Consider the following 25315-nt stretch of genomic DNA (forward strand, 5'->3'; position numbering starts at 1 on the left):
TCCACAGCGCCTCACGCCGAAGAGGCGGAGGGGATTTCGACGGAGACTGCGGCACCCGAGAGCGGGAAGGCCGCGGCGCAGCCTTACATACAGCCCGCCGCCCAGCGGACGGAGGACTGGCGGCTGCTGCTGGTGAACCCCTGGAATGCCCTGCCGGAGGACTATGAGATGAAGCTGGCCACGCTCTCCAACGGGATGAAGGTGGATGCGCGGATCTATGCGGATCTGAACGCCATGCTCTCCGCCTGCCGCGAGGACGGGCTGCGGCCCATCGTCTGCTCCGCCTACCGGACGGAGGCCACCCAGGTGCGGCTGTACAACAACAAGATCGCCCGTCTCCGTTCCGCTGGGTGGGACAGCGCCACGCTTTTGCAGGAGGCTGCCCGCTGGGTGGCGGTGCCCGGTACCAGCGAGCACCAGACCGGCCTGGCTCTGGACATCGTGTCTGCCGGCTACCAGCTGCTGGACGAGGCCCAGGAGGACACGGCGGAGCAGAAGTGGCTCATGGAGCACTGCTGGGAGTACGGCTTCATCCTCCGCTTCCCGGAGGACAAGACGGAGATCACCGGCATTGGCTATGAGCCCTGGCATTACCGCTATGTGGGCCGGGAGACGGCGGAGGCCATTCACAAGAGCGGCCTGTGTCTGGAGGAATATCTCCAGTCTCTGCCTTCTGCCGAAACAGAGAGTGCTGCCGATGCGCAGACCGCAGGGAAGGCGGCTGCCCCGGCGGAAGGGGGCGCGGCCGGAGAAACCACCTCGTCCGCCAGCCGCCCGCTGGTGAACCCCGCCGCCTGGAAGGATTGACAAGATGTGAAAAGGCCGCCCTTACGGGCGGCCTTTTTCTGCGCAGATCACTCCAGCAAACAGATGCTCCCGTCCAGCTTACCGCCGGCGATGGTAACCACCCCATAGGTGGGCCGCCGCCAGTCGCCGATGCTGCCGGGATTGAGAAACAGCGTCTTGCCCCGCCGGTCCACCAGGGGACGGTGGGTGTGGCCGAAGAGAAACAGATCCAGGTTTTTCTCCTCGGCAGCAAAGCCGGCGGCGGTCAGGGATTGTTTGACGCCGTAGGTGTGCCCGTGGCATAGGAGGATGCGGAAGTCCTCGATGCAGAGCAGCCGTTCCGCCGGCTCCTGGGAGCGGAAATCGCAGTTGCCGGGCACCTGCTGCAGCGGGATCTGGGGAAAGCGGCCCTGGAGCCGCTCAGCGTCCCGCCAGCAGTCTCCCAGGTGGAAGATCATCCGGGGCTGTGTGCGCTCCACGGCGTGCTCCATGGGCTCTATGGCTCCGTGGGAGTCGGAAAGCACCAATATCTTCATCGATCCACGTCCTCTCATTTCATAGGGACAGTATACCCTGCCCGGGTGAATTTGGCAACCGGAGAAAAAATTTTGGAACAGGGCTTGACAGACCGGCAGAGACGTGGTATATTTTGTTCATGGTTAGTGAAAACTAACTATCGAACAGAGGCCGGGGCCGGCCGCTTCTTTTGACTCGATGGTTAGCGAAAACTAACTGTGAGCGCAGCCGATGGAGGGACCGCGATGGAACGGACATTTGAAGCGCTGCTGGTGAACCAGTGCGCGCCGACTCTGACTGGGATGAAGCCGGCCAGCCTTTTTCGCTACCAGGGAAGGGTGCCCGGTGAGGCCCGCCGTCTGGCGGAGTGCTGGGCCCGGCAGTTGGCCCCCCGGGGTCTGACGCTGCGGGTCCTCAAGACCTGCCGGGTGACCGGGGCCTGTATGCTCCTGCTGTATCGGGAGGACTGGCTCCGCCGGATTCTGGCAGAGCGCTCCAACCGCCGTTTTTTGGAACAGCAGGGATATCCGGCGGACGTGGATCTGCCGCAGCTGCTGGAGCGGCTGTCGGACCGGCTGTGCCTGGAGCAGGACTATCCCCATGAGATTGGACTCTTTCTGGGCTATCCGCTGGAGGATGTGGTGGGCTTTATCGAAAATCGAGGCCGGAACTACACCTTCTGCGGCTATTGGAAGGCCTACGGCGATCCGGCTGCCGCCCGCCTCCGCTTTGCCCAGTACCGCCGCTGCACCGAGATGTGCAGCCGCCGGTTCCGCCAGGGCGCGACGATCCTGGAACTGATCGCCGCCTGAGGCATTTTACTCTGTTTATCAAAGTTTTTCTTTGATACTTATCTCCTTTTTTCCCCTCAACCGGCCCCCGTGCGGACTGCCTTCCGCACGGGGGCCTACTCCTGTTAAAATTTTGGAAAAAGGGGTTGACAGTACTGGTTAGTCATGGTAAACTACGAAACCGAAAAGGGTTAGCTTTTACTAACCATCGCGTTTTCAATGGGAGTCCAAGAGCAAGGAGGACAATCCGATGATGCCGCTGACAATGGCAAGGGCCGGCGAGACGGTCACGATCCGCAAGATCACCGGAAAGGATGAGATCCGCCAGCATCTGGCGGAATTGGGGTTTGTGGTGGACAGCGATGTAACAGTGGTCAGCCAGATGGCCGGAAATCTCATCATTCAGGTGAAGGACTGCCGGGTAGCTCTGGACAAGACCATGGCGAACCGGATCATGATTTGAAGGAGGAGAGACGATGAAGACCTTGAAAGATGTTAAGGTCGGACAGACCGCTGTTGTGGTGAAACTCCACGGCGAGGGCGCCGTCAAGCGCCGTATCATGGATATGGGATTGACCCGCGGCGTGGAGGTCTACGTGCGAAAGGTGGCGCCTTTGGGGGACCCCATGGAACTGAATGTCCGGGGGTATGAGCTCAGCGTCCGCAAGTCCGACGCCGGGCAGATCGAGGTGAACTGAGAGACATGCAGTGGAAGCGGCGGCAGCCGCTGTTTTTCAGAACAAGAGTTAGTCTTTGCTAACATTTTAGGAAGGAGAGCGCAATGTACATCAAGATCGCACTGGCCGGCAACCCGAACTGCGGCAAGACCACGCTGTTCAACGCCCTGACCGGCTCCAATCAGTATGTAGGCAACTGGCCCGGCGTTACCGTGGAAAAGAAGGAGGGCCGGCTCAAGGGCCACAGGGATGTGGTCATTCAGGACCTGCCCGGCATCTACTCCCTGTCCCCCTACACATTGGAGGAAGTGGTGGCCCGGAATTATCTGGTCCATGAAAAGCCGGACGCCATCTTGAACATCGTGGACGGCACCAACATCGAACGGAACCTGTACCTCACCACCCAGCTGATCGAGCTGGGGCTGCCGGTGGTGGTGGCGGTCAATATGATCGACCTGGTCCGCCGCAACGGCGATCAGATTGATCTTTCCAAGCTGGGGCAGGCCCTGGGCTGCCAGGTGGTGGAGATGAGCGCTCTGAAGGGCGAGGGCGGCATGGCGGCCGCCGAGCAGGCCATGGCCGCGGCTCGGTCCCACAAGGTCGGAGAGCTGCCCCACGTGTTTACCGGCAGCGTAGAGCACGCCATCGCCCACATCGAGGAGTCCATCCAGGGCAAGGTGGAGAGCCAGTATCTGCGCTGGTACGCCATCAAGATCTTTGAGCGGGACGAGAAGGTGCTGGAGGCCCTGGCGCTGGACGAAGCCCTGAGGACCCATCTGGAAGAGCACATCGCCGACTGTGAGCGGGAGCTGGACGACGACGCCGAGAGCATCATCACCAACCAGCGCTATGCCTTCATCAGCGGTGTGGTGGGGAAGGCTGTGAAGAAAAAGGCGGTCAGAGGCAGCCTCTCCGTCTCCGACAAGATCGACCGGATCGTTACCAACCGCATCCTGGCCCTGCCCATTTTCGCGGGCATCATGTTCCTGGTGTACGCCATTGCCATGGGCGGTTGGCCGGTCTCCATCGGTACCCGGGCCACCGATTGGACCAATGACGTCCTCTTTGGCGAATGGGTGCCGGGAGTGTTCGGCAGCATTCTGGGGGCGCTGCATATCGCTGAGGGCAGCTGGCTGTACGGGCTGATTCAGGACGGTATCGTGGCCGGCGTAGGCGCGGTGCTGGGCTTTGTGCCCCAGATGCTGGTGCTGTTTGTGCTGCTGGCGATCCTGGAGGACGTGGGCTATATGGCCCGCATTGCCTTCATCATGGATCGGATCTTCCGCCGCTTCGGCCTCTCCGGCAAGAGTTTTATTCCCATGCTGGTGGCTACCGGCTGCGGCGTGCCCGGTATCATGGCCTCCCGGACCATTGAGCAGGACCGGGACCGGAAGATGACCGTCATGACCACCGGTTTCATTCCCTGCGGCGCAAAAATGCCCATCATCGGCCTTTTCGCCGGCGCCGTGTTCGGCTCCTCCGCCTGGGTGGCGACCTCCGCCTACTTCATCGGTGTGGCCGCCGTGGTGATTTCCGGCATCATGCTCAAGAAATTCAAGGCCTTTGCCGGGGAGCCTGCTCCCTTCGTCATGGAGCTGCCCGCCTACCACGCGCCCGCCCCCGGCAACGTGCTGCGGGCCACCTGGGAGCGGGGTTGGAGCTTCATCAAGCGGGCCGGCACGGTGATCCTGCTGAGCTCCATCGTGCTGTGGTTCCTTCAGGGCTACGGCTTCGTGGACGGCGTGTTCCAGGCTGTGGAGGACAACAACGACTCCCTGCTGGCCGCCATCGGCAACGCCATCGCCTGGATCTTCTATCCCCTGGGCTGGCACAGCGGCACGGCCTGGAAGGCCGCCGTGGCTACCTTTACCGGCCTGATTGCCAAGGAGGAGGTGGTCAACACCTTCGGCGTGCTGTACCACTACGCCGGGGAAACGGATCTGATGGATGACTCCAGCCCCATCTGGGCCCTGGTGGCGGCGGACTTCACCGCTCTCAGCGCCTATTCCTTCATGATCTTCAATCTGCTGTGCGCCCCCTGTTTCGCCGCTATGGGTGCCATCAAGCGGGAGATGAACAATCCCAAGTGGGCCGTGGGCGCCATCGCCTATATGTGCGGCTTTGCCTATGTGCTCGCCATGATCGTCTACCAGTTGGGCGGCCTCTTCACTGGCGAGGCAACTTTCGGTGTGTTCACTGTGGTGGCCGCTGCCGCGCTGGTGGGGATCGTGTATTTGCTGCTGCGCAAGGGCTATCAGCCCGAGGGCGAGATCCGTCACCTGACCTCCGTCTCTGCGGCGGCCATGAAGTGACCCGAAACAGGAAAGGAGGCCGCTGATGTCTGACATCTGGGGGTATGTGATCGTCTGCGCCGTTCTGGCGCTGGTGGTGGGGCTGGCCGTCCGCTCCATCTGGAAAAGCCGCAAGTCCGGCGGACACTGCAGCGGCGACTGCGCCCACTGCGGCAGCTGCGGCGGGCACAAGGACCCGGCGTCCCGCCGGTGAGCGGCCCGGGCAGAAGGAGGAGGCACCATGGAACTGACCAGCACGCACCTTCGGTATCTGCTGACCATCTATCAGCTCTCGCGGGTCCGGCCGGAGATCAGCTCCGCCGCCGTGGCGGGCGCGCTGGGCGTGTCCCGCCCCTCCGTCACCCGGATGTTGGGCATCCTGGCGGAAAAGGATCTGGTCACCAAGGAGCGCTACGGAAAGCTGGCACTGACGGATCGGGGCGCCGCCCTGGCCCGCCGGCAGCTGGACTGCGTCCGTCTGCTGGCCCTGCGGCTTCCGGCACTGGGCCTGGACCTCACCGCCCGGGAGGCGGAGGAGGCCGCCCAGGCCCTGGCGGCGGTGCTGCCGGGGCGGTGCCTGGAAACGCTCTGACGATCTTCCATACGGCCATTGGAAAACGCCCGAAGGGCGCGGACCGGGGCTTCGCGGGTTTCCGCGGAGTCCCGGTCTCTCTGTGCTTCGGGGCGGTTGACGGCCTCTGCCGCCGGGCCTATAATGAGAGCAGAAACGAAAGGGGGAGGATCCTATGCTGAGCCGGGAGCGGATGGAGACGGTGGTGGAGCTGACGCGGGCCCTGATCGCCCAGAGCAGCGAGTCCGGACAGGAGGACGGCGCCGCCGGTGTGCTGCGGCGGTACATGGAGGGTGCGGGCTTCACCCAGGTGACAGCGGACGAATACGGGAATGTGCTGGGCTGTCTGCGGGGCGGCCGCCCGGGAAAGCGGGTGCTGCTGGACGGACACATCGACACCGTTCCGGTGGGGGACCGCTCCGCCTGGAGCCATGACCCCTTCGGCGGAGAGATCGACGGCGGACGGCTCTATGGCCGGGGCGCCTCCGACATGAAGGGCGCCGTGGCGGCCTTCACCGCCGCCGCGGGCTTTTATGCCGCCGACCGGGGCGGGGACTTCCCCGGGGAGATCTGGGTGGCCGGCGTGGTCCAGGAGGAGTGCTTCGAGGGCGTGGCCGCCCGGGCCGTCAGCCGGGCCGTCCGGCCGGACTACGTGGTCATCGGCGAGGCCTCCCAGTGCGATCTGAAGATCGGCCAGCGGGGCCGGGCGGAGATCGTGGTGGAGACCTTCGGCGTTCCCGCCCACTCCGCCAACCCCGACAAGGGCGTCAACGCCGTGTACGCCATGGGGAAGGTGATCGAGGCCTTGCGGCACCTGCCGCCGCCGGAGCAGCCGGTTCTGGGCCGGGGCATCCTGGAGCTGACGGACATCCGCTCGGAGCCCTATCCCGGCGCCTCGGTGGTGCCGGCCTACTGCCGGGCCACCTACGACCGGCGTCTGCTGGTGGGGGAGACGCCGGAGAGCGTCCTGGCCCCCATCCAGGCGGAGCTGGACCGCCTGGCGGCGGAGGACCCGTCCTTCCAGGCCCGGGCATCCTTCGCCCGGGGTGAGGCCCGCTGCTACACGGGCAATCCCATCCAGGCCCAGCGGTTCTTCCCCGGCTGGCTCCGGGACCGGGAGGAGCCCTTCATCCGGGACATCCTCGCCGGCCTGGAGGCCGCGGGGCTGACCCCGGCAGTGACCCAGTACAGCTTCTGCACCAACGGCAGCCACTACGCCGGAGAGGCGGGCATCCCCACCGTGGGACTGGGCCCCTCCCGGGAGGACCTGGCCCACACTGTGGACGAGTACGTGGAGCTGAGCCAGCTGGAGCAGGCCTGCGAGAGCTACTACGCCCTGCTGGGCGCCCTGCTGAGACCCTGAAAAAATGGAAGAGCGTCCCAGCACCAAAAGGTGCCGGGACGCTCTTTTTCTACGAAACGCTCAGCGCACCGCCCAGCAGTCGCTTCCTGTCTCCTCCAAAGAGGCGGAGAACAGCGCCCGGGCCAGGGCCACCAGATCCTCCGTGTCGCCACTGCCGCAGGTCTCGTAGGGGGAGTGCATGGCCAGCTGGGCCACGCCCACGTCGGCGGCCTTCACTGCCACCTGCCGGGCGGAGAGGTTGCCCAGGGTGGACCCGCCGGGGATGTCGGAGTGGTTGGCAAAGGTCTGGAGGGAGATGCCCGCCCGTTCCGCCAGCACGGACACGATGGCGGCGGAGGCGGCGTCGGTGGTGTACTTCTGGCTGCCGCTGTACTTGACCACCACGCCGCCGGCCAGCCGGGGCCGGTTCACCGGGTCGCTCTTGTCCGGCCGGTTGGGGTGCAGGGCGTGGACGTTGTCTGCCGACAGCAGGAAGCTCTGGGGCAGCTTTGCCAGGTACTCGCTCTCGGAGAGGCCCAGGCTCTCCGTCAGCCGCCGCAGGGTGTCCCGCAGGAAGGGCGAGGCCGCCCCCTGCCGGGTGGAGGAGCCGATCTCCTCGTTGTCAAAGACCACGTGGACCGGGATGCTGGCGCTCTCCCCGCTCTCCAGAAAGCCCTGGAGGGAGGCGAAGGCACACTGGAGGTCGTCCAGCCGGGGGCTGGAGAGAAACACGCCGCCCTCGCCCCAGACGCTGGGGGCCTGCCGGTTGTAGACGAAGAGGTCATGGCCCGCCACGGCGTCCGGTTCTGCCCCTGCCTCTCGGGCCGCCAGGGCCAGCAGGTCCTGGGCGTCGGCCAGGCCGTACAGGGGCAGCAGGTCCCGCTGGGCCTTCCATTCCAGGCCCTTGTTGGCGGCGGGCTCCATGTGGATGGCAAGGCTCGGGATCAGCACCAGGTCCCGCCGGAAGTCCACCAGCTGCATCCGGACCGCGCCGCCCTCCCGGAGGTAGAGGCGGCCCGCCACGGACAGCGGCCGGTCGAACCAGGGGGCCAGCAGGGCGCCGCCGTAGACCTCCACGTTCAGCTTCTTGTATGCGCCCTCCACGGTGATCTCCGGCTGCTCCTTGATCTTCAGCGCCGGGGAGTCGCTGTGGCTGGCCATCATCATAAAGCCCCGGAAGTCCCCCTCCGGGATGCGGAAGGCGATGAGGGCGGAGCCGTTCCGGGTGACGAAGTACCGCCCGCCGGGCCGGAGCCGCCAGGGGCGGCTCTCCAGCAGCTGCTCATAGCCCGCCGCCTGCAGCTGCCAGCGCTGGCCTTCAATCACATGGTAGACGCTGGGGTGGTCCTGAATGAAGCGCACCAGGGCGTCGCTGTAAGGATGTTCCATAGAATCCTCCAATCACTGCAAGGAGGCGGGATCGCCGCCGATCTTCTGGTTTTTGCAAAGGGAGACGATCTCCCGCAGGCGCTCCACCTCCGCCTCCGGTCCGGAGACCTGGAAGAGGGTGCCGCCCTCGGCCCCCTGGATGCCGCCCCGGCCGATGACGCAGGGCTCCACATCCGCCAGGAGCTTAACCGCTTCGATCTCCGTGACGATGTCCCCCACCAGGGGGAACAGGCCGCAGGCCATGCCGTCATGGTAGCGGATGCCCTGGCGCCGGGCGGTTTTCATGGCCTCGTTCACGGAACCCGGAATCAGCTTCTCCAGGCCCACGGGGATGATGACGTCGGCGCCCTCGGAGATCATGGCGGCGGTGGCCCGGCCCCAGCGGAAGCCCCCGGGGCTGCCGGCCAGGATGGCGGCGGCGCCGTGGACGTCGAAGAGGTTGGCCCCGGCGATCGCCACGTCCCCGGGCCCCATGTCGGGCATCAGGGTGTCCACCTCGGCGTCGATGCCCCGGATCTGCCCGTTTTCGATGAGGATGCCGTAGGCCTGCTCCGTGTAGGTCCGGTTGGGCATGGCCCCCTCCGGGGTCATCCGGCCGGAGATCTTGAGAGGATAGCCCACCAGCAGCTCCGAGATACAGGAGACGGTGGTGCCGCCCTTGAGGATGACCTTGCCGGAGCGCAGGGCCCGCTGGACCCGCTCCATCCCCGCCACTGCCCGGGCGATGAGCCACTTGCCCTCGTTGACGGTCAGGAAGAACTGCATATAGACGGTTTCCATGAGAGGACCTCCTTTGGTTTCAGGCGCCGCGCCGCCGCAGCCGCAGCTCGCCCAGGCAGGCGCCGCCCAGGATCAGCGCCGCCCCGGCGATCTGGAGGGGCAGCAGGCGCTCGTGCAGGACCAGCGCCGACAGAACCAGCGCCGTCAGGGGATCGATGTAGCACAGCAGTGCCACCGTCTGGCCAGACAGGCACTGCATGGCGGAGAAGTAGAGATAGTAGGCAAGGCCCGTGTTGACCAGGCCCAGGACCAGCACCCAGGGCAGCTCGCTTCCGGCGGGGATCACCGGCAGCCGGGCCCCGGTGACGGCCAGGAAGGCCAGCACCACGAAGAAGGAGACGATCAGCTCGTACATGGCGCAGTGGATGCCGGAGAGGTGCTGTACCCGCTTGTTGGCGATGATGACCAGAGCGTAGAAGCCCGCCGCCCCGGCGGCCCATAGCAGCCCCACGGCCAAATCGGACCCACGGTCGATCTCCCCGCTGATAAAGACCATGCCCAGGGCCACCGCGGCGATGGCGGCGATCTTGTTCCAGGTGAGTTTTTCCCGGAACAGGAGGGGAGACAGGGCCAGCACCAGCATGGGCCCGCAGTAGTAGACCAGAGTGGAAAGGCTCACGCCTGCGGTCTGGTAGGCGATGAACAGACACACCCAGTTGAGCCCCAGGGCCGCGCCGCCCAGGGTGGCGGGCACCTTGTCCGCCCGCAGGCCGACGAGGCGGAGGTCCCGGCGCAGCAGGCCCAGTCCGATGAGGAAGCAGGAGCCCAACAGCGTCCGCAGCAGCACGATCTCCGCGCCGCCCAGGGAGATCCGCCGGGCCAGCAGGCCGTTGGTGCCGAAGATCAGCATGGCGGCGATAAATTTTGCAAGCGTGTTCACGGGCGGCCCCCTCCCTTTGATTGAAGATAACGGCCAAGGTCGGCTCAGCTGGCCCGGGCCTTCCGCCGTTCCGCCTGGATGGGGCAAAGGAAGAACACGGACAGGCCCAGCAGAATCACGGCGATTCCCAGGAACTGCTGCGGAGCAATCCGCTCCCCAGGATGAAGTAAGCCAGGATACAGGTTCCCACCGGTTCGCCCAGAATACCCATGGTGACCGCCGTGGCGGAGATATTTTTTAACAGCAGATTGAAGATAAACTGTCCCCCGATGGTGGAGATGAAGGCCAGACCCAGGAAGGCGCCCCAGGTTGCATTGGAATATCCGCCCAGAGGGTTGCCTTTTATCAGAGCGTAGACCAGCAGAAACGCAGCGCTGCTGAAATATCCGGGTACGGAGTAAGTAACGGCATCGATCTCTTTTCGTACCACCTGTCCGATCAAAAAGTACAGGCTGATTACTCCGGCGGCAGCCAACGCCAGGGTATCCCCCAGCAGCGCGCCTGCGCTGATCTGAAAGTCGCCCCATCCGATTATAGCGCTGCCGGCGATGGCAATGAAACATCCGGCCACTGCGCTTTTTTGAGGCCGCTCACGGAAAAAGAGAAAACTGAAGAGCAGGGAAAACAGGGGCTGAAGGGCCACCAGCACCGTTGAGCTGGACACAGAGGTGTAGCGCAGGGATTCAAACCACATCACATAATGGATGGCCAGCAGCAGGCCGGACAATATGATGAGGGCTGCCTGTTTGGACCGCAGAGCATGCAGCTGCTCCCGCTTTTTCCGGTCAAGCGCCAAGAACGGAGCCAGCGCCAAGGCGGTGAACAGCAGCCGGTAAAAGGCAGTCACAGCGGATGGAGCGTCAGCCAGCTTGACAAAAATTGCTGATGTGGACAGGGCAATCACGCCCAGCATCAGCGCTGCATAGGATCTCGCCTGCTGTTTCACGCTGTTTTCGCCTCTTTCCCAGAAAAAGGTATGCGCCTGCCGGTACGCTTTCCGGCAGGCGTGCAGACCATATAATAATGTAAGGATGATAACAAAGGAGACTTGTGTTGTCAAGGCTTCCGGCCGAAGACCGAGCGCCTGCGAAAAAGGAAAAACGGCTGACCATAAAGAGGTCAGCCGCTTTGAAGTTCTGCCGTAAAAGAGCGTGGGATGCGGTTTGCTCCCTGCGGAAAGAGTATATGGGAGACGGCTTGCTGAGAGCGGCTGCCATCTGACTGCGGCAGAAATTGCGGACACACAGGGTTGCTTTGTCAGGGGGGAGACGCGGGTTATCCCCGCACTTTTTGAATCAGCGCCTTGACCTCTTCTTTTTTCAAAACCTTGCCGTAGGACACGACTTTGCCGTCCACCACCAGTGCGGGAGTCGTCATCACCCCGTAAGCGGCGATCTGTGTAAAATCTGTCACATGGTCGATCGCAGTCTCCATGCCCAGCTCTGCCAGCGCCTCCCGGGCTGCCTGCTCCAGGGCGCTGCATTTGGCGCAGCCGGAGCCCAGCACTTTGACTCCGCCAGAGGTCTTACCGGCCTCCGCCCGGGCCATGGCCTCAGGTGTGCAGCTGCCGCAGCAGCAGGAAGCCGTTTTCTCTTTCTTGTTTCTGCTGAAAAGTCCCATGGTACATACCTCCTGAATTAAATCAAGAAAAATTGAAATGCATTGAACAGGTAGCCTACCAAGATGATACCGACTATGCAGATACCGATAAACAGAGCCAGCAATTTCGGCTTGACGGCCTTGCGCAGCATGATCATAGACGGCAGACTCAGCGTTGTAACCGCCATCATGAAGGCCAGGATCGTACCGAGCTGCGCGCCTTTTGCCAGCAGGGCCTCCGCCACCGGGATCGTTCCGAAGATATCGGCATACATGGGAACACCGACCAGCACTGCCAGCACCACCCCGAAGGGATTGCTGCTGCCGAGGACTGTCTCGATCCAGCTTTCCGGGATCCAGTTGTGGATCACCGCACCGATCCCCACGCCCACCAGAATATAGGGGAATACTTTTTTGAATGTGGAGGAGACCTGCTCCTTCGCGTACTTCAGACGTTCCATCTTGCTCAAGGCAGGCGCATCGATGTCTGTGCTGCGGGCAGACAGAATAAAACGCTCCACATACTTCTCCATGTGCAGCCTTTCAATAATAGTGCCGCCCGCAACAGCAATCACCAATCCCACCAGCACATAGATCACTGCGACCTTTGCTCCGAAAATGCTCATCAGCAGCACCAGGCTCCCCAAATCCACCATGGGAGAGGAGATCAAGAATGAGAACGTCACCCCCAAGGGAAGTCCTGCACTGGTGAAGCCGATGAACAGCGGGATGGAGGAACAGGAGCAAAACGGCGTCACCGTCCCCAGCAGAGCCGAAATGGTGTTTGCGCCGATCCCATGGAACCGGCCTAAAATCTTCCTGCTGCGCTCGGGAGGAAAGTAGCTTTGGATATAAGAAATCGCAAAAATCAGGATACAAAGGAGGACCGTGATTTTGATGACATCATAGAGAAAGAACTGAACACTGCCGCCTAGCGGTCCGCTTGTGTCCAATCCGAACTTAGACAGCGCTTTGCCGATAAGCCCGTTCAACCATTGCATCCCTAAGACCTGTGCCTGAACAAATTGCCATATACCCATAACAGTGACCTCGCTTTGTATAAAGTAAAGAACATATCAAAAATTTTTGATGTTTTCCGCCGGAATAAACGCCATCCCGTATCGATGGCGTTTATCTGCCGCAGGAAGGGCAGGAATCATCTTGTTCAGCATTGGGTGTAAGGATGGCACGCAGTCGATCCAGCGCCCATGCGCCTCCGGCGGCGCTCAAGCGGTAATGTGTCCATTTGCCTTCCTGCCGGCTGGCCACAATACCGGAATCACACAAGATTTTCATGTGGTAGGAAAGTCCGGATTGTGTCAGATCCATCGGCTCCAGCAAAACGCAGGCACATTTCTCTCCGCTGCGTAATTGCTCCAAAATGGCAAGGCGCTTTGGGTCACACAGCGCTTTGAACACCCTGGCATCTTCTTGATGGGATCCCATTGGTTCACCTCATATCAAAAACTTTTGATATGAATAGTATATGAAGAGACGGCTGATTTGTCAATAGCCGCGTGAAAATTTGATTGCTGTGCTGTCTGTTCTGAATGACGGGGTACCGGGCTGCCTGGCGGCTCTCGCCACCGGCAGAAGATTTCGCTGTGCTTTGCGTCATAGTGCCCGGGAATTGAGTGCAACGCATCTGCAATTTGATCCGTCAGGGCGGTGTATCGAGTAGACTATTGGGGAGAAAGGCTCTGAGCGGAAAAACAACCGGCCAAAGACCTGGAGAATTTCAAAATCAAGAGTTTCACGGTAGAAAAAGCGGCAAAACCGCCCTGCTGAATTTGTTGTTCAGCAGGGCTGCTTTGCTTGCCTCTTTATGATAATTCTCTCAGAAATACATGACAGACGCGAATCGCATCAATCCAGTATCAAGAGCCACAGCAATGGGCAAAAAACCTGTATTCGTGCGGGTTTGCAACCTTTTGACGGTCATTCCCACTCGCCGAGTTAAATCCATCTCTAAACTTTTTTGTATAGAGGATTTGATTCAGTGTTATTTGTTTTGATACAGATTATCCTTATCCTATGGTCTATCCGGACTTTTGCTATCAAAAATCTATCAGTGAACAGCTATCAATATCCACGAATTGCGTTAACAATGGAGGATGTATTCCAACCAACTATTTCATCAGCAGCATTTTTTACAACTTGGGATGTCCTTTGAGCCGCCCACGGTTGAATAGCAATAATTTTTTTACCCATTTCTTGAGCAAGTTGAATTTCAATGTTAATCCATTTACTGTATGTAGCATAAACCCCAGCCAAAATCAAAACACAACTTGCGTGTTGCATCTGATTTTTAATTGCAGCTCTTAACTGATAATCGTTAGGCGCATTGTGGATCGGGTCATCTTTAGGAACAGAATAATTCTTAAAATTAAAATACGGTGCATTGCTAAGCAATTCCGTTAATTTGCTATAAGCATCACTATACGCCCATGAATGGCTAATAAAAAGATTATATGTCATATCCGATCACCTCAATTCTCTCTTAAGAGCTTCATAAAAAGCCCTTGTTTCTATTGCTCGCCGATCTGAAAAATTATAGTGACCATATTGCTCATTTATAGCCTGTGTCGTTCTTTTACGGATGGCAACATATTTATCAACATCGCTCGTATTCCTTAAGCGAGGCCAATAGCTAAGATAGCTTGGTAATGTTACATCGCTTTTAAGATAACTAGCTGTTGGCATATCCACTTGAGCTGACATTCCTATTTCAAACGGAACCCACCACGATTCCTTTGTTGCTTCAGACATCACAACAATTATATCGGTACAGGTATTCAAATTTTCTTTAATGTGATCCGTAAGCTGTTTTCCTCCACCGTTAATGCTGCTGTCAAGAACATCCAAATATGATGTGACATGATTTTTCTCAAATGCTGTCTTTAACATTAAAGCTTGCAAAGCATCGGTGTTTTTATGAGAAATAAATACTTTCATTATGGATTTTCTCCTTGGCAAGCACATATTAATGGTATCATCCACTTTAATAAAGGCCATAAAATTGCAATAACATACATCACTATAAATAACCACGGTAGAACTTTTTCAATTTTTGTCAGGCCAAGGTACTTTCTCTCATGATTTAACATTTCCCATTCGTAAGAAAATGGCCTTAGAGGAAGTTGGTTTTCTATTTCATTTACAATATCATATTTGACACTACTTAGCTTCTTATAACTTTCTATTGAATACAGCCAACTTATACAAACAAAAACTCCAGCTATTGAAAGCACAATGCTTTTATAGTCTAATGTAAAGGAAATTACGGCCAGTAACGCAGCATTAATAGTAATAAATATATTATTTGAATTCGTTCTTTTCTCGGTATTGCTATTCGCCATCTCAACGCAAGTTTTCCACTGTTCCAAAACAGTAGAGTCGTATTGTTCACTAAATTCTTCTCTCGGAACAGATTTAAGCTCCATAAGTTTATTTTTCCCCCCTATCTTTTGAAGAAAGTATTTTCAATAATTTTTGGATCGTATTTTCAAAGTCCAACTTTATCTGGCATTCCCAAAGCACAACAACCTTCCACCCAAGGGCTTCCAACTCTTGAATATGCTCCTGATCTCGCTGCTTTGTCCGCTCTATTTTGGGTCCCCAATATGTTTTATTTGACTGACTTGTATGGGCGTACCGGCTTCCACAGTCATGCCCGTGCCAGTAGCATCCGTGAATGAAAATGGCTATTTTCCTCTTGGTAAAGACAATATCGGGCTTGCCCGGCAGCGCCTTATAATTGACCCGGTACCGGTATCCCATTGCAAAGAGGCGGCGGCGTACCATCATCTCAATGCTGGTATCCTTGCTCTTGATGTGGGACATGATTTTACTTCTCCGGTCAGAAGAAATCGTATCAGCCATTATACAGCTAAATCCAGCGGGAGATCGGAAATATCTTTCAGCCGTTTCCCTTGGACCAGTGTTTCCAAAGTTTCAGCAGCATCTTCGGACCCTACTTCTTTCACAGCACGAATCAGCTCATAAAGGGCAAAGTGATAAACACAGTCAATATCACCTGTTCCTAAAGCGAGAGAAGCAAGCCGGTTAGGCATCGGCTCCGCTGTCACTACAACGATATGGGGCAGATGTCCCTTCCTGTTACGAATTAAATTCAGAGCCTCGGTCCGGCTATTTTGCGCCCGATCACTCCGCATGGTGTACTTGGCAGATACGCTGGCGTGGAGCAAAGGCTTTCCGCCGTTCGCTTTACGAATATCCGCCATTTTGCTGACATCGCCATCAACGATGCACTGGGCAGCGTTAATTTCGCTATCCTCATACAGGTCACGGTAAATGACCACATCCGGCGCGACTAAGTAATCGTTCCCCAATGCAGCGGCCAGCTGAGCGTTCTGAGTGGTAAGCTCATTCAAGTATGCCAGATGCTCATACTGGGCAAAATCGCTGGTTTTTAGTTTGTTATTATTGCCGAGCTGCAGTATCGTCCAGCGCCCAGGACGAAGGTTTTGGAGATTGGGAAAAGTTTCCCGTAAGAAATCCATAGTCAAAGTCTCAAATTGCTTGCCAAGCGTCTGACCGGAAATCTTATCAACCGTTGAAACCGCATGATGCTGCTCATCTACCAGAATATCAACAATCCTGCGGGCTATTGCCTTGGAGCCGCGGCTACTGGTATCAGCATTGGACGCCACACCGGCCGAAGTCAAAGTCAACGTATTCGTTTCAAATAACTGCTTGTGAAAGTGGAACCTCGCGTTTGCAATCAGCGCATCCATACTCAAGACACTCCTTAATTTTTTCTCCTACTGCCTGGGCAACCGGGGGCGGAAAAGCGTTACCAATCATGCGGCAAGCCACAGTCTTTCGTTTGCCAAACGTCCATGTATCTGGAAATCCCTGAATTCTGGCCATCATCCGGCTCGTCAACCGAGGCATTCCCTCGAATCCAGCAGCCGGTGCTTCGTTGGCAATCCCCCGTCCATCAACTCCAAGTTCAGCCCATGCGTTTCTGGCTCGTGTGGGGCCGAGATCGGGCCCGCCATGCTTTTTTGATCCGCCAACTAAGGTGGGAGCAATTCGGTCAGCATGAGCCGCCCATTCCTTGGCTTTTTCCCATCCGTTCTCAGCCATCAAGTCATATAGCACTTTTCCAACTGGGGGTGCACTGTCTGGCTTTTCTTCGGGATAAGCAAACGCACCAAGCTGGTCTTTCCGTATTCCAACAATTACAACCCTTGGCCGCAGCTGCGGAACTCCAAAATTGGATGCATTAAGCAATTTAATGTGAGTGACATAACCGAGTTTCTGGATTTCGGAGAAAATATGCTCCCTGTATTCATCAAATCCAGGGTCCAAGAACCCACGCACATTTTCCACCATGACTGCTCTTGGTTTAATTTCCTCAATAAGCCGGATCGCTTCCGGAAACAAGTCGCGTTCATCATCTTTCCCGAGTTGTTTGCCCGCAACAGAAAAGGGCGGGCAAGGAACGCCACCAGCAAGCAAGTCTACACCCCTATATGGACGCCCATCAAAATCGTGGACATCGGCACAAATGACATTCCATTCCGGGCGGTTTTCTTTCAAAACTTTGCAATAGTCAGCTTCATATTCCACAAGGGCGACGTGGACAAAGCCCGCCATAGCCAGGCCCAGAGCCTGTCCACCTGCTCCGGCACAAATTTCAACGCAAGTCAATGGTTGCTGCATAAATTGATCTCTCCTGGCAGTTCCGTAAAACGAGGAAACTTTGGTATTATTCGTGTTCATCATTGTCAGTAAACTCCATGATTTCGCCTATATCACAAGATAAGGTGTGACAGATTTTATGCAGGCTTTCCATTGAAACAAACTCATTTCGTCCCATTTTTGCCAAAACATTAAAGCTGATACCAGCCGCATCTTTTAGATCGGTCCGATTCATTTTCTTATCTATCAGCATTTTCCATAACTTATCATAGCTAACCGGCATAACGAAATCTCCATTCGTCGTCGAATTCTTTTTTATTATAGCACGATAGGCACGAATATTCAAGATAATCTCACAAAAACATGAGCATCAAAAACAGAAAAAACCGCCCGCAGGGAACTATTCTCCCCACGGGCGGCGTTCAATCACTTCTCGCCTTGCTGCAAGTTCTGGATATTCTTCTTTGCCAGCTCGCTGGCCGCCTTCCGGCGCTCTGCGCTGTATGGTGCGTTCAGCTTGAAACTGAACCGCCCTTTTCTGATCTCAAATGTGAGGCATCCATTTTCGTCATCGTCCACCAACCGGCACTCAGACGGATACTTTCCTGCATACTCATTCAAGCGGTTTTTAAGGGACGTGTTGTAGGTACACACCTCAATGATAGGACTTGCCTCGTCAAAAAAGATGCTGGTTGTCTTTTGCTTCTTGGAAAGACCTGTTCTCATATAACCTCCGTATTTTCATAAGTTTTTTCCAGCTCTACACCGGCAAAAGTAAGCGGATTTTCAGATAGAAAGCACCCAAACGATACATGATTCAGTTCGGATGCCTCTATCCGTAAAAATCCTTTTTTCTCAGGTCTAAACGGGATTACCGCGCATCCCGGTCATGCCGCCGCTTTTGACTGCGTTTCTGCTCTTTTTCCGCCTGTTCCTGTTGCCTGACAGCGGCCACCGTTTCGGCTACACTCTCCGGCCCATAGGCCCGGCACAGCCGGTCATAGTCTCTGGCGGTCTCCTGCAATTCTGCATTTTCACCCTTGACCTCGGCCAACTGCGCCTTCAAATACGGAACCTCCGTATCATATTTGCGCTGCAACAGCTCGAATTTCTGGCAGACATCCAGATAAGCTCGGTAAACGGAACGCACCACCTTGACGATCTTCTCCAGCAGCGGTTTGGACTTTTTCTCCCGGTAGGATTTGGCGGACTCCATTCTATCAGGGAGTGGCAGAAGGTCCTCTGGATTGGAAGAATACTCGGCCGCCAATTTCTCCATGTGTTTTAGTTTAGGCGCTAATAGGCGGAGTTCCGTCTGCGCTTCTTTGGCCGCCTTCTCGGCTTCGGCCTTATCTGTCCGAAGCTTGCCGATCTCCGCCTGAACCTCCGATTTTTCTGTTTGCAAATCCGCCAGCCGTGCCTGTTCTCTTTCCACCTTAAACTGCGTCACCGTCAGATGCTCCTCAGAGCTGCCGCGTTCACCGCGTTCCACATCGGTGTACCCGGCCTCACGCATATGCTGGAAGAAATCGTCCTGCAACACACTATACGATTTTTTGAGGACAGGCTTGCCCTTTGCCGTTTTCAATGGTTCGCCAGTGGCCTCATCCAGCACCGGCTTGGAGGCCCACTTCTTGCTCATGCTGACCTGCATGACCGTTTCTTTTACCTTGCCAATCAACGACTTGTCCTTGCACCGTTTGGACCAGCGGATCTGCTTCTCCACCACCGGTACATAGACTACATGGAGGTGGTAGTGGTACACATCCTGCCCCAACGCCTCGGACATAGCCCGGTTGCGCTCGTCGGCGTGCATGACCGCCGACAGAATGTACTGTTCGCCGCCCACGATTTTGATTGCAGCTTGGTAGGCGTCGTGGTAAAATTGTTTTGCGAAGTCATATCCGCCATGGTTGAAAAAGTAGGCGGAGTTCACATCGAAGATCAGCTCCCCATAGCGGAAAGCGTCCTCTTTGATGCCCCGTGTGGAGATAATTCCGTCTGCCTCCATCTGTTCAAACTGTTCCAGATAGCCGCTGTCCGGTTGCTTGAAGTGAACATTCAGATGGGAGTGTTCCGGGACTATATCCTGGTTGACATACGATTCTTTTTCGCGCTCGTTATGTTGCTGCGCGTTTTTCAGTTTGGATGTGGTCAGTCTCATATTTCTTGCGCTGGTACGATGGATACCGTCGCCTCTTGCCATAGAACTCCTTTCTCGCCCCACAAGGACGGTTGAGATGCGGGTAGCTTTTGGGGATGCACTTCTGCGGAAGTGTAATAACCCACTATGATACTTTCATCCTGCAGCTGCAAAGTATCGTGGGCTCTCCGAGGGGGAATGCGGCTCCTGCGGGAGCCTCGCCGCCTTTTTCGGCTTGCAGGTGATACCCACAGCCTCAAAATGCGTGTGACCGGCGTACTTTTCGCAACCGTGTTTGCTCCAATTCCACCGCCCACAGGCCGGGAAAATCCACCGGATTTTCCCGGCCTTAGCCATCTCCAAATCTGCGGATTTCCCGATGGGGACGGGGAATGCAGAGTGTGTGCTGCCAGCCAATTCACCTTGTCCGCCAGTCACAGGAGCGTGGCACGCTCCTGTCCATGCCAGCAGGGAGAAGATTGACTTCGGTGCTAATTTCATTTGCGGGATTAGTATGAAAGTAAACACCTGTTACCAGCGAAAATCCGGGAACACGCCGCGCCGGTCCAGGTACGCCTGCCGGGCCTGTTCCCGTTCTTCCGCGCTGGGCGCAGTTTTATATTTTGCATACAACTCGTGCCGCACCAGGGCGTCCAGCTTCTGCTCCAATCCATGCCGGATTTCATCCTCGTATTCGTCATCATAGCCGAGGTGATACTCCACCAGCGCCACGAACAGGTCATAGGGAATCTGAACATTTTTCATTCGCTTCCGTTCCTTTCCGCGACGGCTGCGACGATAGCGACGGTTGTTTGGGCGGCAGCATTTTCACCGTTGCAACCGTCGCTACCGTCGCGTCCATCCTCGACCACTTCAAAATCCGGAGCTTCCATCAGCATATAGGTGAGTTTCACCTGCCGTCCGGAGTGCCGTGCCCTATTCTCGTAGCCCACTTGATACTCCTCCAGCAGCCTGCCGGATTTGACATTCAGATACTTGGTCAGCGCATTTGCCGCCATGCCCGCCTGAACCGCCGCGGCCAGCTCCGAGGGTGAGCCGGTCCACTCCGGACACTCAGCGGAGACCAGCTTTGCCACCGCTTCCAACACAGGGTCCGGCGGTTCCTTGTGCGGCTCCGTTTCCATGCGCTCCAAATTCCAGATTTGCGTCTCCGGGTCCTTTTTCAGATAGAGAATCTGGTCCTGCTGGTCGCGGCCCACCACATCAATGGTGGCCTCCAACGCGGTTCGCTTTTTCTTCTGCATCAGCAGTGAGCCGTCCGCACAGCCCAGCAGGCCCGTGGTGCCGGAGATCATCTCGAAGGCATCCCCGGCGGGTTGCTTCCGAGTGTGGTGGACGGTCAGCACACAGATACAGTGCTTGTCTGCAAACTGCTTGAGCTTACCAACGATCTCGTAGTCGCTGGCGTAGCTGTACGCCTCGCCGCCGACCTCCCGGATTTTCTGCATGGTGTCAATGATAATGAGTTTGGTATCCGGGTGTTCCCTCATGAAATTCTCCAACTGCTCGTCCAGACCGTTCCCGATTTTTCCGGCAGCGGTGGCGAAGTGGAGATTCGGGGTATCGTTCACGCCATACATCATAAACATCCGGTTCTGGATGCGCTGGAAGTCATCCTCCAACGCAAGGTAGAGGACAGTTCCCTGGTGGGCTTTGCAGCCCCACAAATCCTGCCCGGTGCTGACATGGTAGGCGATCTGCGCCACCAGAAACGACTTGCCGATCTTGGGCGCACCTGCAAGAATGTACGCCCCTGAATGGAGCAAATTTTCAATAATGGGCGGGCGGCTTTTGTAGGAGGTCTGAAACAGCTCTGTCATGGTGAGCGTGTGCAGGTATCGCGGGTCGGCCATGCGCTGCATCTTACGGTACATTTCCTCCAAATTTTCCATTTCCCCGTTGCCTTTTGCCTCCGAAGCGGGTATACTGTTGTCAGAATCTTTTTGAATGGACTGCCCGGCATCTGCGCCAACAGATGCGTTGTGGGCAGTCTTTTCTTTCACGTCAATCTCCATAGGCAGTTTCCTCCTGCATCCCGTTCATAATAGTTGCAATCATCTGGATCGTGTCCAGCAGCCCATCGTTTACGTCCTGCCCGGCCTCGATACGCCGCAGCTCGTCCAGCACGGCGGCAAACTGATCTCGCAAGGCCTTGTAGACCCTGGGATTGCCCTGGACTACCACGTCTTTTTCCAGCAGCCGCCGGGTAATGTAGTCCTGTTTCGTCAGGCCGGACAGCTTGACGAAAATTTCCAGCTGCTCGTCCTCCTCCGGGGAGACTCGGAAGGCCACCGTTTTGTTCCGCCAGCGGTTGTGACGGTCAAGATTTTTCATAGACATTGTTTCAAGCTCCTTTCTCAGTTTTCAGCGAATCCAACTTGTCAGCCATTTCTACCTGACGTGTGGGGAAAAGATGTGCATAACGGTAAGTGATGTCGATACTCTCATGCCCTACCCGTTCTGCGATTGCCAAAGCGGTAAATCCCATGTCAATCAGCAGGCTAATATGGCTGTGTCGCAAATCGTGTATGCGAATGCGTTTTACCCCGGTTTCTTTGCAGCCCCGATCCATCTCACGGTGGAGATAGTTTTTACTGATGGGGAAAATGCGGCTGTCCGGCTCCACACCATAGAGCTGCTTGAGGTAGTCCTGTATCTCATCGCACAAAAATTGGGGCATCTGGATGACCCGGTTGCTCTTGGGTGTTTTAGGTGTGGTGATGACATCCTGCTTGTTGAGACGCTGATAAGATTTGTTTATGGTAACGGTATGCTTCTCGAAGTCAAAGTCCGCGGGTGTCAGTGCCAACAACTCGCCCTCCCGGATTCCGCACCAGTAAAGCATCTCAAAGGCATAAAAAGAAATGGGCTTATCCATCATCGCCTCAGAGAACCTGGTGTACTCTTCCCGCGTCCAAAACAGCATTTCCCGCCGTTCTTCTGCTCCCATATTTCCTGCTCTCTGTGCCGGATTGACTTGCAAACCGTAGTAGCGGATTGCATGATTGAAGATTGCACTTAGCTGGTTGTGAACCGTTTTCAGATAGGTTTTGGATAGAGGTTTTCCGTGACAATCGGTAAGGTTGCGAATTTCATTTTGCCAGTCAATAATGTCCCTAGCCGTGATATCCGACAGCTTCCGCTTGGCAAAGTAGGGCAGAATCTTCTTCTTGATGATGCTTTCTTTGGTGAGCCAGGTATTGAGCTTCAGTTTGGGTTTGATGTCCTTCTCATATAGAGAAACAAAGCTCTCAAAGGTCATATTTACATCGGCCTGTTTCTCCATCAGGAATTCCCGTTCCCAGGCCAACGCCTCTTTTTTGGTTGCAAAACCGCGTTTAAGCTTCTGCTGGCGCTCACCCCTCCAGTCCGTGTAACGGAACTGAACATACCATGTTCCGTTGTCTTTATTTTTGAATGCGGCCATATTCAGCCCTCCTTCCTTTTCGTCTCAGTCCTCGTACCGTAGAATTTTTCATGAAAGAATTTCCGGTCAATCCGGCCAGCAATCGTGATACAGCCAGTCTGTGCCAGTTCCTCATTCATTCGCTTAATGAGTTTATAAGCGTAGGGTTTAGATACTCCCAGCTCCTCAGCCACTTCATCCACACGCATAAAAATCTGTCCTGCCATACGCAAAAATACCTTCCTTTCCTTGTCGTAATTGTTTCTCGTTTGCCGTTTCACCCTTCAGACTCTGACAGGCAACCCTTCCCGGCGCTGTGCCGTTTGCTTTTCTCCTTGGCACGCTCATATCGTCGCCTGCTTCCCTGGAGAAAGTATCTGTCGGACGGTCATTCAGTTTTGCTTCGTCTGAAATTCCCCCTCTCACCTTACAACGGACATTTTTTTGCCGTTTGGCGGGTATTTAATTTGTAAAATTTTTATGACTTAAACTCATTTGCTTATATCATCTTCATTATACTAAGCATAACGGTTAAAGTCAAGTGGCTTACAGAAAAATATTAAATAAATTTGTTTAGATTTCTCTTGACTATCCTAAACATTTCTGCTATGCTAAATCTATCAAGAGTCCAGATGGGAGTTGGCCGTTATGGCGATTGGAGAACGCATTCACTTTTTCCGCACCCTGCGGGGCATGACGCAGAAATATCTCGGTATGGCGCTGGGCTTCCCGGAGAAGTCCGCCGATGTCCGCCTCGCCCAATATGAGAACGGATCGCGGACACCCAAAGCAGAGCTAACTGCCGCCTTGGCGCAGATATTGAATGTCTCCCCTCATGCTCTGTCCGTGCCGGACATCGACTCCTATGTGGGTCTTATGCACACACTCTTTACCCTGGAGGACCGCTACGGCCTGAAAATTTGCGAGTGCGACGGAGAGATGCATCTTCGGGTGGATGTGTTCCAGGGTAAAGACGCTGCAAGGCTCCATGAGATGCTTTGTGCATGGGGAGAGCAGGCGGCCAAATTGAAGTCGGGAGAGATCAGTAAAGAGGACTACGACCGCTGGCGTTACCGCTATCCGGAGTTCGATACCACAGGCCACTGGCACAAGGTTATCCCTTCTCAGGGCCTCAGCGATATGCTGGTAGAGGAACTGAACAAGGACAAAAAGGATAAATAAAAAAGGTCTAACCGACTTGCAAAAATCGGTTAGACCTTTTCTCTTGGATAAGTTTTTAAACTGCACCTGCAAACCACCTGCTACCTGCCAGAAAATCAGCAAGTATGGATTTGACGAGTGCTATCAATCTGCTATCAAATGGGAAATCTGAAAATCACAAACCCAGTGTTTATGCGGGTTTGCGGGCCCTCATATCCACTTTTTGCTTATTCCCACTCAATGGTCCCGGTGGGCTTCGGGGTCAGGTCGTAGAGGACGCGGTTGACGCCCTTAACCTCCGCCGTGATGCGGGCGGTGATGTGCTGCAGCAGGGCGAAGGGCACATCCTCCACCGTGGCGGTCATGGCGTCCACGGTGTTGACCGCGCGGATGATCACCGGCCAGTCAAAGCTACGCTTGCCGTCCTTGACACCGGTGGACTTGAAGTCGGGCACCACGGTGAAGTACTGCCACACCTTGCCCTCCAGGCCGTTCTTGGCGAACTCCTCCCGCAAAATGGCGTCGGACTCCCGCACGGCCTCCAGCCGGTCCCGGGTGATGGCGCCCAGGCACCGCACGCCCAGGCCGGGGCCCGGGAAGGGCTGGCGGTACACCATGCCGTCCGGAAGGCCCAGGGCCTTGCCGACCACACGGACCTCGTCCTTGAACAGGAGCTTCAGGGGCTCCACCAGCTCGAACTTCAGATCCTCCGGCAGGCCGCCCACGTTGTGGTGGGCCTTGACGCCGCCGCTCTCCAGAATGTCGGGATAGATGGTGCCCTGAGCCAGGAACTCGATGCCCTCCAGCTTCCGGGCCTCCTCCTCGAACACCCGGATGAACTCGGCGCCGATGACCTTGCGCTTGGTCTCCGGCTCCTCCACGCCGGCCAGCTTATCCAGGAAACGGTCCACGGCGTCCACGTAGATGAGGTTGGCGTCCATCTCATCCCGGAATACCTTCACCACCTGCTCTGGCTCGCCTTTGCGCAGCAGGCCGTGGTTCACATGGACGCACACCAGCTGCTTGCCGACGGCCTTGATGAGCAGTGCGGCCACCACAGAGGAGTCCACGCCGCCGCTGAGGGCCAGCAGTACCTTTTTCTCTCCGATTTGGGTTCGCAGAGCCTTCACCTGCTCAGCGATAAAGGCTTCCGCCAGAGCGGGGGTGGTGATCCGCTCCATGGTTTCAGGGCGCTTGTTGGAATCCATAGGCTGTTCCTCCTGCGTATCTCATGATATTTGGGCCGGTATCCGGCCCCAGTTTCGACCTTATTCTACCATAAAGCGGTATCT

The 25315-nt window shown here is 56.5% G+C and carries 31 protein-coding genes and 1 pseudogene; 9 read left to right on the forward strand and 23 right to left on the reverse strand.

Features of this window, described 5'->3' with window-relative positions; translation table 11 throughout:
• The first annotated feature begins 168 nt into the window (after nucleotides 1-168).
• Nucleotides 169-807: a M15 family metallopeptidase gene (locus tag KFE19_13805; protein ID QUO39643.1), complete on the forward strand. Its 639-nt coding sequence runs from the start codon at nucleotides 169-171 to the stop codon at nucleotides 805-807.
• Between the two features lie 47 nt (nucleotides 808-854).
• On the opposite strand, the gene KFE19_13810 is transcribed toward KFE19_13805, so the two are convergent.
• Entirely contained in the window at nucleotides 855-1322 is a 468-nt protein-coding gene (locus KFE19_13810; GenBank protein QUO37439.1) for a metallophosphoesterase family protein, read from the reverse strand.
• Between the two features lie 225 nt (nucleotides 1323-1547).
• Here KFE19_13810 and KFE19_13815 point away from each other — a divergent pair, with 225 nt between their 5' ends.
• The 7 genes from KFE19_13815 (at nucleotide 1548) to KFE19_13845 (ending at nucleotide 6995) form a co-directional block, all read left to right on the forward strand.
• Nucleotides 1548-2114: a DUF3793 family protein gene (locus tag KFE19_13815; GenBank protein QUO37440.1), complete on the forward strand. Its 567-nt coding sequence runs from the start codon at nucleotides 1548-1550 to the stop codon at nucleotides 2112-2114.
• 229 nt (nucleotides 2115-2343) lie between these two features.
• The gene (locus KFE19_13820; protein ID QUO37441.1) at nucleotides 2344-2556 is read left to right on the forward strand and encodes a ferrous iron transport protein A; all 213 of its coding nucleotides are present in this window, start codon (nucleotides 2344-2346) and stop codon (nucleotides 2554-2556) included.
• A gap of 13 nt (nucleotides 2557-2569) precedes the next feature.
• On the forward strand, nucleotides 2570-2791 hold the full coding sequence (locus tag KFE19_13825) for a ferrous iron transport protein A (GenBank protein QUO37442.1): 222 nt from the start codon (nucleotides 2570-2572) through the stop codon (nucleotides 2789-2791).
• A gap of 83 nt (nucleotides 2792-2874) precedes the next feature.
• On the forward strand, nucleotides 2875-5082 hold the full coding sequence (feoB, locus tag KFE19_13830) for a ferrous iron transport protein B (protein QUO37443.1): 2208 nt from the start codon (nucleotides 2875-2877) through the stop codon (nucleotides 5080-5082).
• 25 nt (nucleotides 5083-5107) lie between these two features.
• Nucleotides 5108-5275: a FeoB-associated Cys-rich membrane protein gene (locus KFE19_13835; GenBank protein ID QUO37444.1), complete on the forward strand. Its 168-nt coding sequence runs from the start codon at nucleotides 5108-5110 to the stop codon at nucleotides 5273-5275.
• 27 nt (nucleotides 5276-5302) lie between these two features.
• Nucleotides 5303-5653: a metal-dependent transcriptional regulator gene (locus KFE19_13840; GenBank protein ID QUO37445.1), complete on the forward strand. Its 351-nt coding sequence runs from the start codon at nucleotides 5303-5305 to the stop codon at nucleotides 5651-5653.
• Nucleotides 5654-5807: 154 nt separating this feature from the next.
• The gene (locus KFE19_13845; GenBank protein QUO37446.1) at nucleotides 5808-6995 is read left to right on the forward strand and encodes a YgeY family selenium metabolism-linked hydrolase; all 1188 of its coding nucleotides are present in this window, start codon (nucleotides 5808-5810) and stop codon (nucleotides 6993-6995) included.
• A gap of 60 nt (nucleotides 6996-7055) precedes the next feature.
• Here the strand turns inward: KFE19_13845 and KFE19_13850 are convergent, their stop codons facing one another.
• From KFE19_13850 to KFE19_13950, 21 genes and pseudogenes are all read right to left on the reverse strand, one after another.
• Nucleotides 7056-8363, reverse strand: coding sequence for a M18 family aminopeptidase (locus KFE19_13850; protein QUO37447.1), 1308 nt, complete (start codon nucleotides 8361-8363; stop codon nucleotides 7056-7058).
• A 12-nt stretch (nucleotides 8364-8375) separates the two neighbouring features.
• The gene (locus KFE19_13855) at nucleotides 8376-9143 is read right to left on the reverse strand and encodes a hypothetical protein (protein QUO37448.1); all 768 of its coding nucleotides are present in this window, start codon (nucleotides 9141-9143) and stop codon (nucleotides 8376-8378) included.
• Nucleotides 9144-9162: 19 nt separating this feature from the next.
• On the reverse strand, nucleotides 9163-10023 hold the full coding sequence (locus KFE19_13860; protein ID QUO37449.1) for a DMT family transporter: 861 nt from the start codon (nucleotides 10021-10023) through the stop codon (nucleotides 9163-9165).
• Between the two features lie 44 nt (nucleotides 10024-10067).
• A pseudogene (locus KFE19_13865) lies at nucleotides 10068-10936 on the reverse strand (EamA family transporter).
• Between the two features lie 362 nt (nucleotides 10937-11298).
• Complete coding sequence (locus KFE19_13870; protein QUO37450.1) at nucleotides 11299-11643, reverse strand: TM0996/MTH895 family glutaredoxin-like protein; 345 nt, start codon at nucleotides 11641-11643, stop codon at nucleotides 11299-11301.
• Between the two features lie 17 nt (nucleotides 11644-11660).
• Nucleotides 11661-12662: a permease gene (locus KFE19_13875; GenBank protein ID QUO37451.1), complete on the reverse strand. Its 1002-nt coding sequence runs from the start codon at nucleotides 12660-12662 to the stop codon at nucleotides 11661-11663.
• Nucleotides 12663-12753: 91 nt separating this feature from the next.
• Nucleotides 12754-13068 carry a helix-turn-helix transcriptional regulator gene (locus tag KFE19_13880; GenBank protein ID QUO37452.1) on the reverse strand — a complete coding sequence of 105 codons (315 nt, stop codon included), beginning with the start codon at nucleotides 13066-13068 and terminating at the stop codon, nucleotides 12754-12756.
• Nucleotides 13069-13704: 636 nt separating this feature from the next.
• Nucleotides 13705-14100 (reverse strand): TIR domain-containing protein, encoded by a 396-nt coding sequence (locus tag KFE19_13885; GenBank protein QUO37453.1) that lies wholly within the window; start codon nucleotides 14098-14100, stop codon nucleotides 13705-13707.
• 6 nt (nucleotides 14101-14106) lie between these two features.
• Nucleotides 14107-14577, reverse strand: a complete 471-nt coding sequence (locus KFE19_13890; GenBank protein ID QUO37454.1) for a toll/interleukin-1 receptor domain-containing protein — start codon at nucleotides 14575-14577, stop codon at nucleotides 14107-14109.
• The gene (locus tag KFE19_13895) at nucleotides 14577-15065 is read right to left on the reverse strand and encodes a hypothetical protein (protein QUO37455.1); all 489 of its coding nucleotides are present in this window, start codon (nucleotides 15063-15065) and stop codon (nucleotides 14577-14579) included. The genes KFE19_13890 and KFE19_13895 overlap by 1 nt, the downstream gene beginning before the upstream one ends.
• A gap of 4 nt (nucleotides 15066-15069) precedes the next feature.
• Nucleotides 15070-15504: a DNA mismatch endonuclease Vsr gene (gene vsr, locus KFE19_13900; GenBank protein QUO37456.1), complete on the reverse strand. Its 435-nt coding sequence runs from the start codon at nucleotides 15502-15504 to the stop codon at nucleotides 15070-15072.
• On the reverse strand, nucleotides 15504-16379 hold the full coding sequence (locus KFE19_13905; protein ID QUO37457.1) for an NgoMIV family type II restriction endonuclease: 876 nt from the start codon (nucleotides 16377-16379) through the stop codon (nucleotides 15504-15506). The genes vsr and KFE19_13905 overlap by 1 nt, the downstream gene beginning before the upstream one ends.
• Nucleotides 16327-17313, reverse strand: a complete 987-nt coding sequence (locus tag KFE19_13910; GenBank protein QUO39644.1) for a DNA cytosine methyltransferase — start codon at nucleotides 17311-17313, stop codon at nucleotides 16327-16329. The genes KFE19_13905 and KFE19_13910 overlap by 53 nt, the downstream gene beginning before the upstream one ends.
• 46 nt (nucleotides 17314-17359) lie before the next feature.
• The gene (locus KFE19_13915; protein QUO37458.1) at nucleotides 17360-17575 is read right to left on the reverse strand and encodes a helix-turn-helix transcriptional regulator; all 216 of its coding nucleotides are present in this window, start codon (nucleotides 17573-17575) and stop codon (nucleotides 17360-17362) included.
• A 143-nt stretch (nucleotides 17576-17718) separates the two neighbouring features.
• Nucleotides 17719-18018, reverse strand: coding sequence for a hypothetical protein (locus KFE19_13920; GenBank protein ID QUO37459.1), 300 nt, complete (start codon nucleotides 18016-18018; stop codon nucleotides 17719-17721).
• 145 nt (nucleotides 18019-18163) lie between these two features.
• Entirely contained in the window at nucleotides 18164-19498 is a 1335-nt protein-coding gene (locus tag KFE19_13925) for a plasmid recombination protein (GenBank protein QUO37460.1), read from the reverse strand.
• A 468-nt stretch (nucleotides 19499-19966) separates the two neighbouring features.
• Nucleotides 19967-20200: a complexin-2 gene (locus KFE19_13930; protein QUO37461.1), complete on the reverse strand. Its 234-nt coding sequence runs from the start codon at nucleotides 20198-20200 to the stop codon at nucleotides 19967-19969.
• The gene (locus KFE19_13935; GenBank protein QUO37462.1) at nucleotides 20197-21471 is read right to left on the reverse strand and encodes an AAA family ATPase; all 1275 of its coding nucleotides are present in this window, start codon (nucleotides 21469-21471) and stop codon (nucleotides 20197-20199) included. The genes KFE19_13930 and KFE19_13935 overlap by 4 nt, the downstream gene beginning before the upstream one ends.
• Nucleotides 21461-21796 carry a hypothetical protein gene (locus KFE19_13940; GenBank protein QUO37463.1) on the reverse strand — a complete coding sequence of 112 codons (336 nt, stop codon included), beginning with the start codon at nucleotides 21794-21796 and terminating at the stop codon, nucleotides 21461-21463. Before KFE19_13940 ends, KFE19_13935 begins: the two co-directional genes overlap by 11 nt.
• 4 nt (nucleotides 21797-21800) lie before the next feature.
• Nucleotides 21801-22883, reverse strand: a complete 1083-nt coding sequence (locus KFE19_13945) for a site-specific integrase (protein ID QUO37464.1) — start codon at nucleotides 22881-22883, stop codon at nucleotides 21801-21803.
• 2 nt (nucleotides 22884-22885) lie between these two features.
• A complete protein-coding gene (locus KFE19_13950) occupies nucleotides 22886-23089 on the reverse strand; it encodes a DNA-binding protein (protein ID QUO37465.1) in 204 nt (67 codons plus the stop codon).
• A gap of 421 nt (nucleotides 23090-23510) precedes the next feature.
• Here KFE19_13950 and KFE19_13955 point away from each other — a divergent pair, with 421 nt between their 5' ends.
• Entirely contained in the window at nucleotides 23511-24044 is a 534-nt protein-coding gene (locus tag KFE19_13955; GenBank protein QUO37466.1) for a helix-turn-helix transcriptional regulator, read from the forward strand.
• Nucleotides 24045-24250: 206 nt separating this feature from the next.
• Here KFE19_13955 and guaA read toward each other — a convergent pair whose 3' ends face one another.
• Nucleotides 24251-25231, reverse strand: a complete 981-nt coding sequence (gene guaA, locus KFE19_13960) for a glutamine-hydrolyzing GMP synthase (protein QUO37467.1) — start codon at nucleotides 25229-25231, stop codon at nucleotides 24251-24253.
• Between the last annotated feature and the right edge of the window lie 84 nt (nucleotides 25232-25315).

It is taken from the genome of Dysosmobacter sp. Marseille-Q4140 (genome assembly GCA_018228705.1).
Classification (GTDB): domain Bacteria; phylum Bacillota; class Clostridia; order Oscillospirales; family Oscillospiraceae; genus Oscillibacter.

Coding starts and splice junctions, on each gene's coding strand:
- feoB (QUO37443.1), top strand. CDS start 2,875: ATGTACATCAAGATCGCACTGGCCGGCAACCCGAACTGCGGCAAGACC.
- vsr (QUO37456.1), bottom strand. CDS start 15,504: ATGGCTGATACGATTTCTTCTGACCGGAGAAGTAAAATCATGTCCCAC.
- KFE19_13810 (QUO37439.1), bottom strand. CDS start 1,322: ATGAAGATATTGGTGCTTTCCGACTCCCACGGAGCCATAGAGCCCATG.
- KFE19_13940 (QUO37463.1), bottom strand. CDS start 21,796: ATGTCTATGAAAAATCTTGACCGTCACAACCGCTGGCGGAACAAAACG.
- KFE19_13880 (QUO37452.1), bottom strand. CDS start 13,068: ATGGGATCCCATCAAGAAGATGCCAGGGTGTTCAAAGCGCTGTGTGAC.
- KFE19_13910 (QUO39644.1), bottom strand. CDS start 17,313: ATGCAGCAACCATTGACTTGCGTTGAAATTTGTGCCGGAGCAGGTGGA.
- KFE19_13845 (QUO37446.1), top strand. CDS start 5,808: ATGCTGAGCCGGGAGCGGATGGAGACGGTGGTGGAGCTGACGCGGGCC.
- KFE19_13895 (QUO37455.1), bottom strand. CDS start 15,065: ATGGAGCTTAAATCTGTTCCGAGAGAAGAATTTAGTGAACAATACGAC.
- KFE19_13920 (QUO37459.1), bottom strand. CDS start 18,018: ATGAGAACAGGTCTTTCCAAGAAGCAAAAGACAACCAGCATCTTTTTT.
- KFE19_13835 (QUO37444.1), top strand. CDS start 5,108: ATGTCTGACATCTGGGGGTATGTGATCGTCTGCGCCGTTCTGGCGCTG.
- KFE19_13930 (QUO37461.1), bottom strand. CDS start 20,200: ATGAAAAATGTTCAGATTCCCTATGACCTGTTCGTGGCGCTGGTGGAG.
- KFE19_13890 (QUO37454.1), bottom strand. CDS start 14,577: ATGAAAGTATTTATTTCTCATAAAAACACCGATGCTTTGCAAGCTTTA.
- KFE19_13840 (QUO37445.1), top strand. CDS start 5,303: ATGGAACTGACCAGCACGCACCTTCGGTATCTGCTGACCATCTATCAG.
- KFE19_13950 (QUO37465.1), bottom strand. CDS start 23,089: ATGGCAGGACAGATTTTTATGCGTGTGGATGAAGTGGCTGAGGAGCTG.
- KFE19_13925 (QUO37460.1), bottom strand. CDS start 19,498: ATGGCAAGAGGCGACGGTATCCATCGTACCAGCGCAAGAAATATGAGA.
- guaA (QUO37467.1), bottom strand. CDS start 25,231: ATGGATTCCAACAAGCGCCCTGAAACCATGGAGCGGATCACCACCCCC.
- KFE19_13825 (QUO37442.1), top strand. CDS start 2,570: ATGAAGACCTTGAAAGATGTTAAGGTCGGACAGACCGCTGTTGTGGTG.
- KFE19_13870 (QUO37450.1), bottom strand. CDS start 11,643: ATGGGACTTTTCAGCAGAAACAAGAAAGAGAAAACGGCTTCCTGCTGC.
- KFE19_13875 (QUO37451.1), bottom strand. CDS start 12,662: ATGGGTATATGGCAATTTGTTCAGGCACAGGTCTTAGGGATGCAATGG.
- KFE19_13945 (QUO37464.1), bottom strand. CDS start 22,883: ATGGCCGCATTCAAAAATAAAGACAACGGAACATGGTATGTTCAGTTC.
- KFE19_13905 (QUO37457.1), bottom strand. CDS start 16,379: ATGGATGCGCTGATTGCAAACGCGAGGTTCCACTTTCACAAGCAGTTA.
- KFE19_13805 (QUO39643.1), top strand. CDS start 169: ATGAAGCTGGCCACGCTCTCCAACGGGATGAAGGTGGATGCGCGGATC.
- KFE19_13915 (QUO37458.1), bottom strand. CDS start 17,575: ATGCCGGTTAGCTATGATAAGTTATGGAAAATGCTGATAGATAAGAAA.
- KFE19_13850 (QUO37447.1), bottom strand. CDS start 8,363: ATGGAACATCCTTACAGCGACGCCCTGGTGCGCTTCATTCAGGACCAC.
- KFE19_13885 (QUO37453.1), bottom strand. CDS start 14,100: ATGACATATAATCTTTTTATTAGCCATTCATGGGCGTATAGTGATGCT.
- KFE19_13820 (QUO37441.1), top strand. CDS start 2,344: ATGATGCCGCTGACAATGGCAAGGGCCGGCGAGACGGTCACGATCCGC.
- KFE19_13815 (QUO37440.1), top strand. CDS start 1,548: ATGGAACGGACATTTGAAGCGCTGCTGGTGAACCAGTGCGCGCCGACT.
- KFE19_13955 (QUO37466.1), top strand. CDS start 23,511: ATGGCGATTGGAGAACGCATTCACTTTTTCCGCACCCTGCGGGGCATG.
- KFE19_13855 (QUO37448.1), bottom strand. CDS start 9,143: ATGGAAACCGTCTATATGCAGTTCTTCCTGACCGTCAACGAGGGCAAG.
- KFE19_13935 (QUO37462.1), bottom strand. CDS start 21,471: ATGGAGATTGACGTGAAAGAAAAGACTGCCCACAACGCATCTGTTGGC.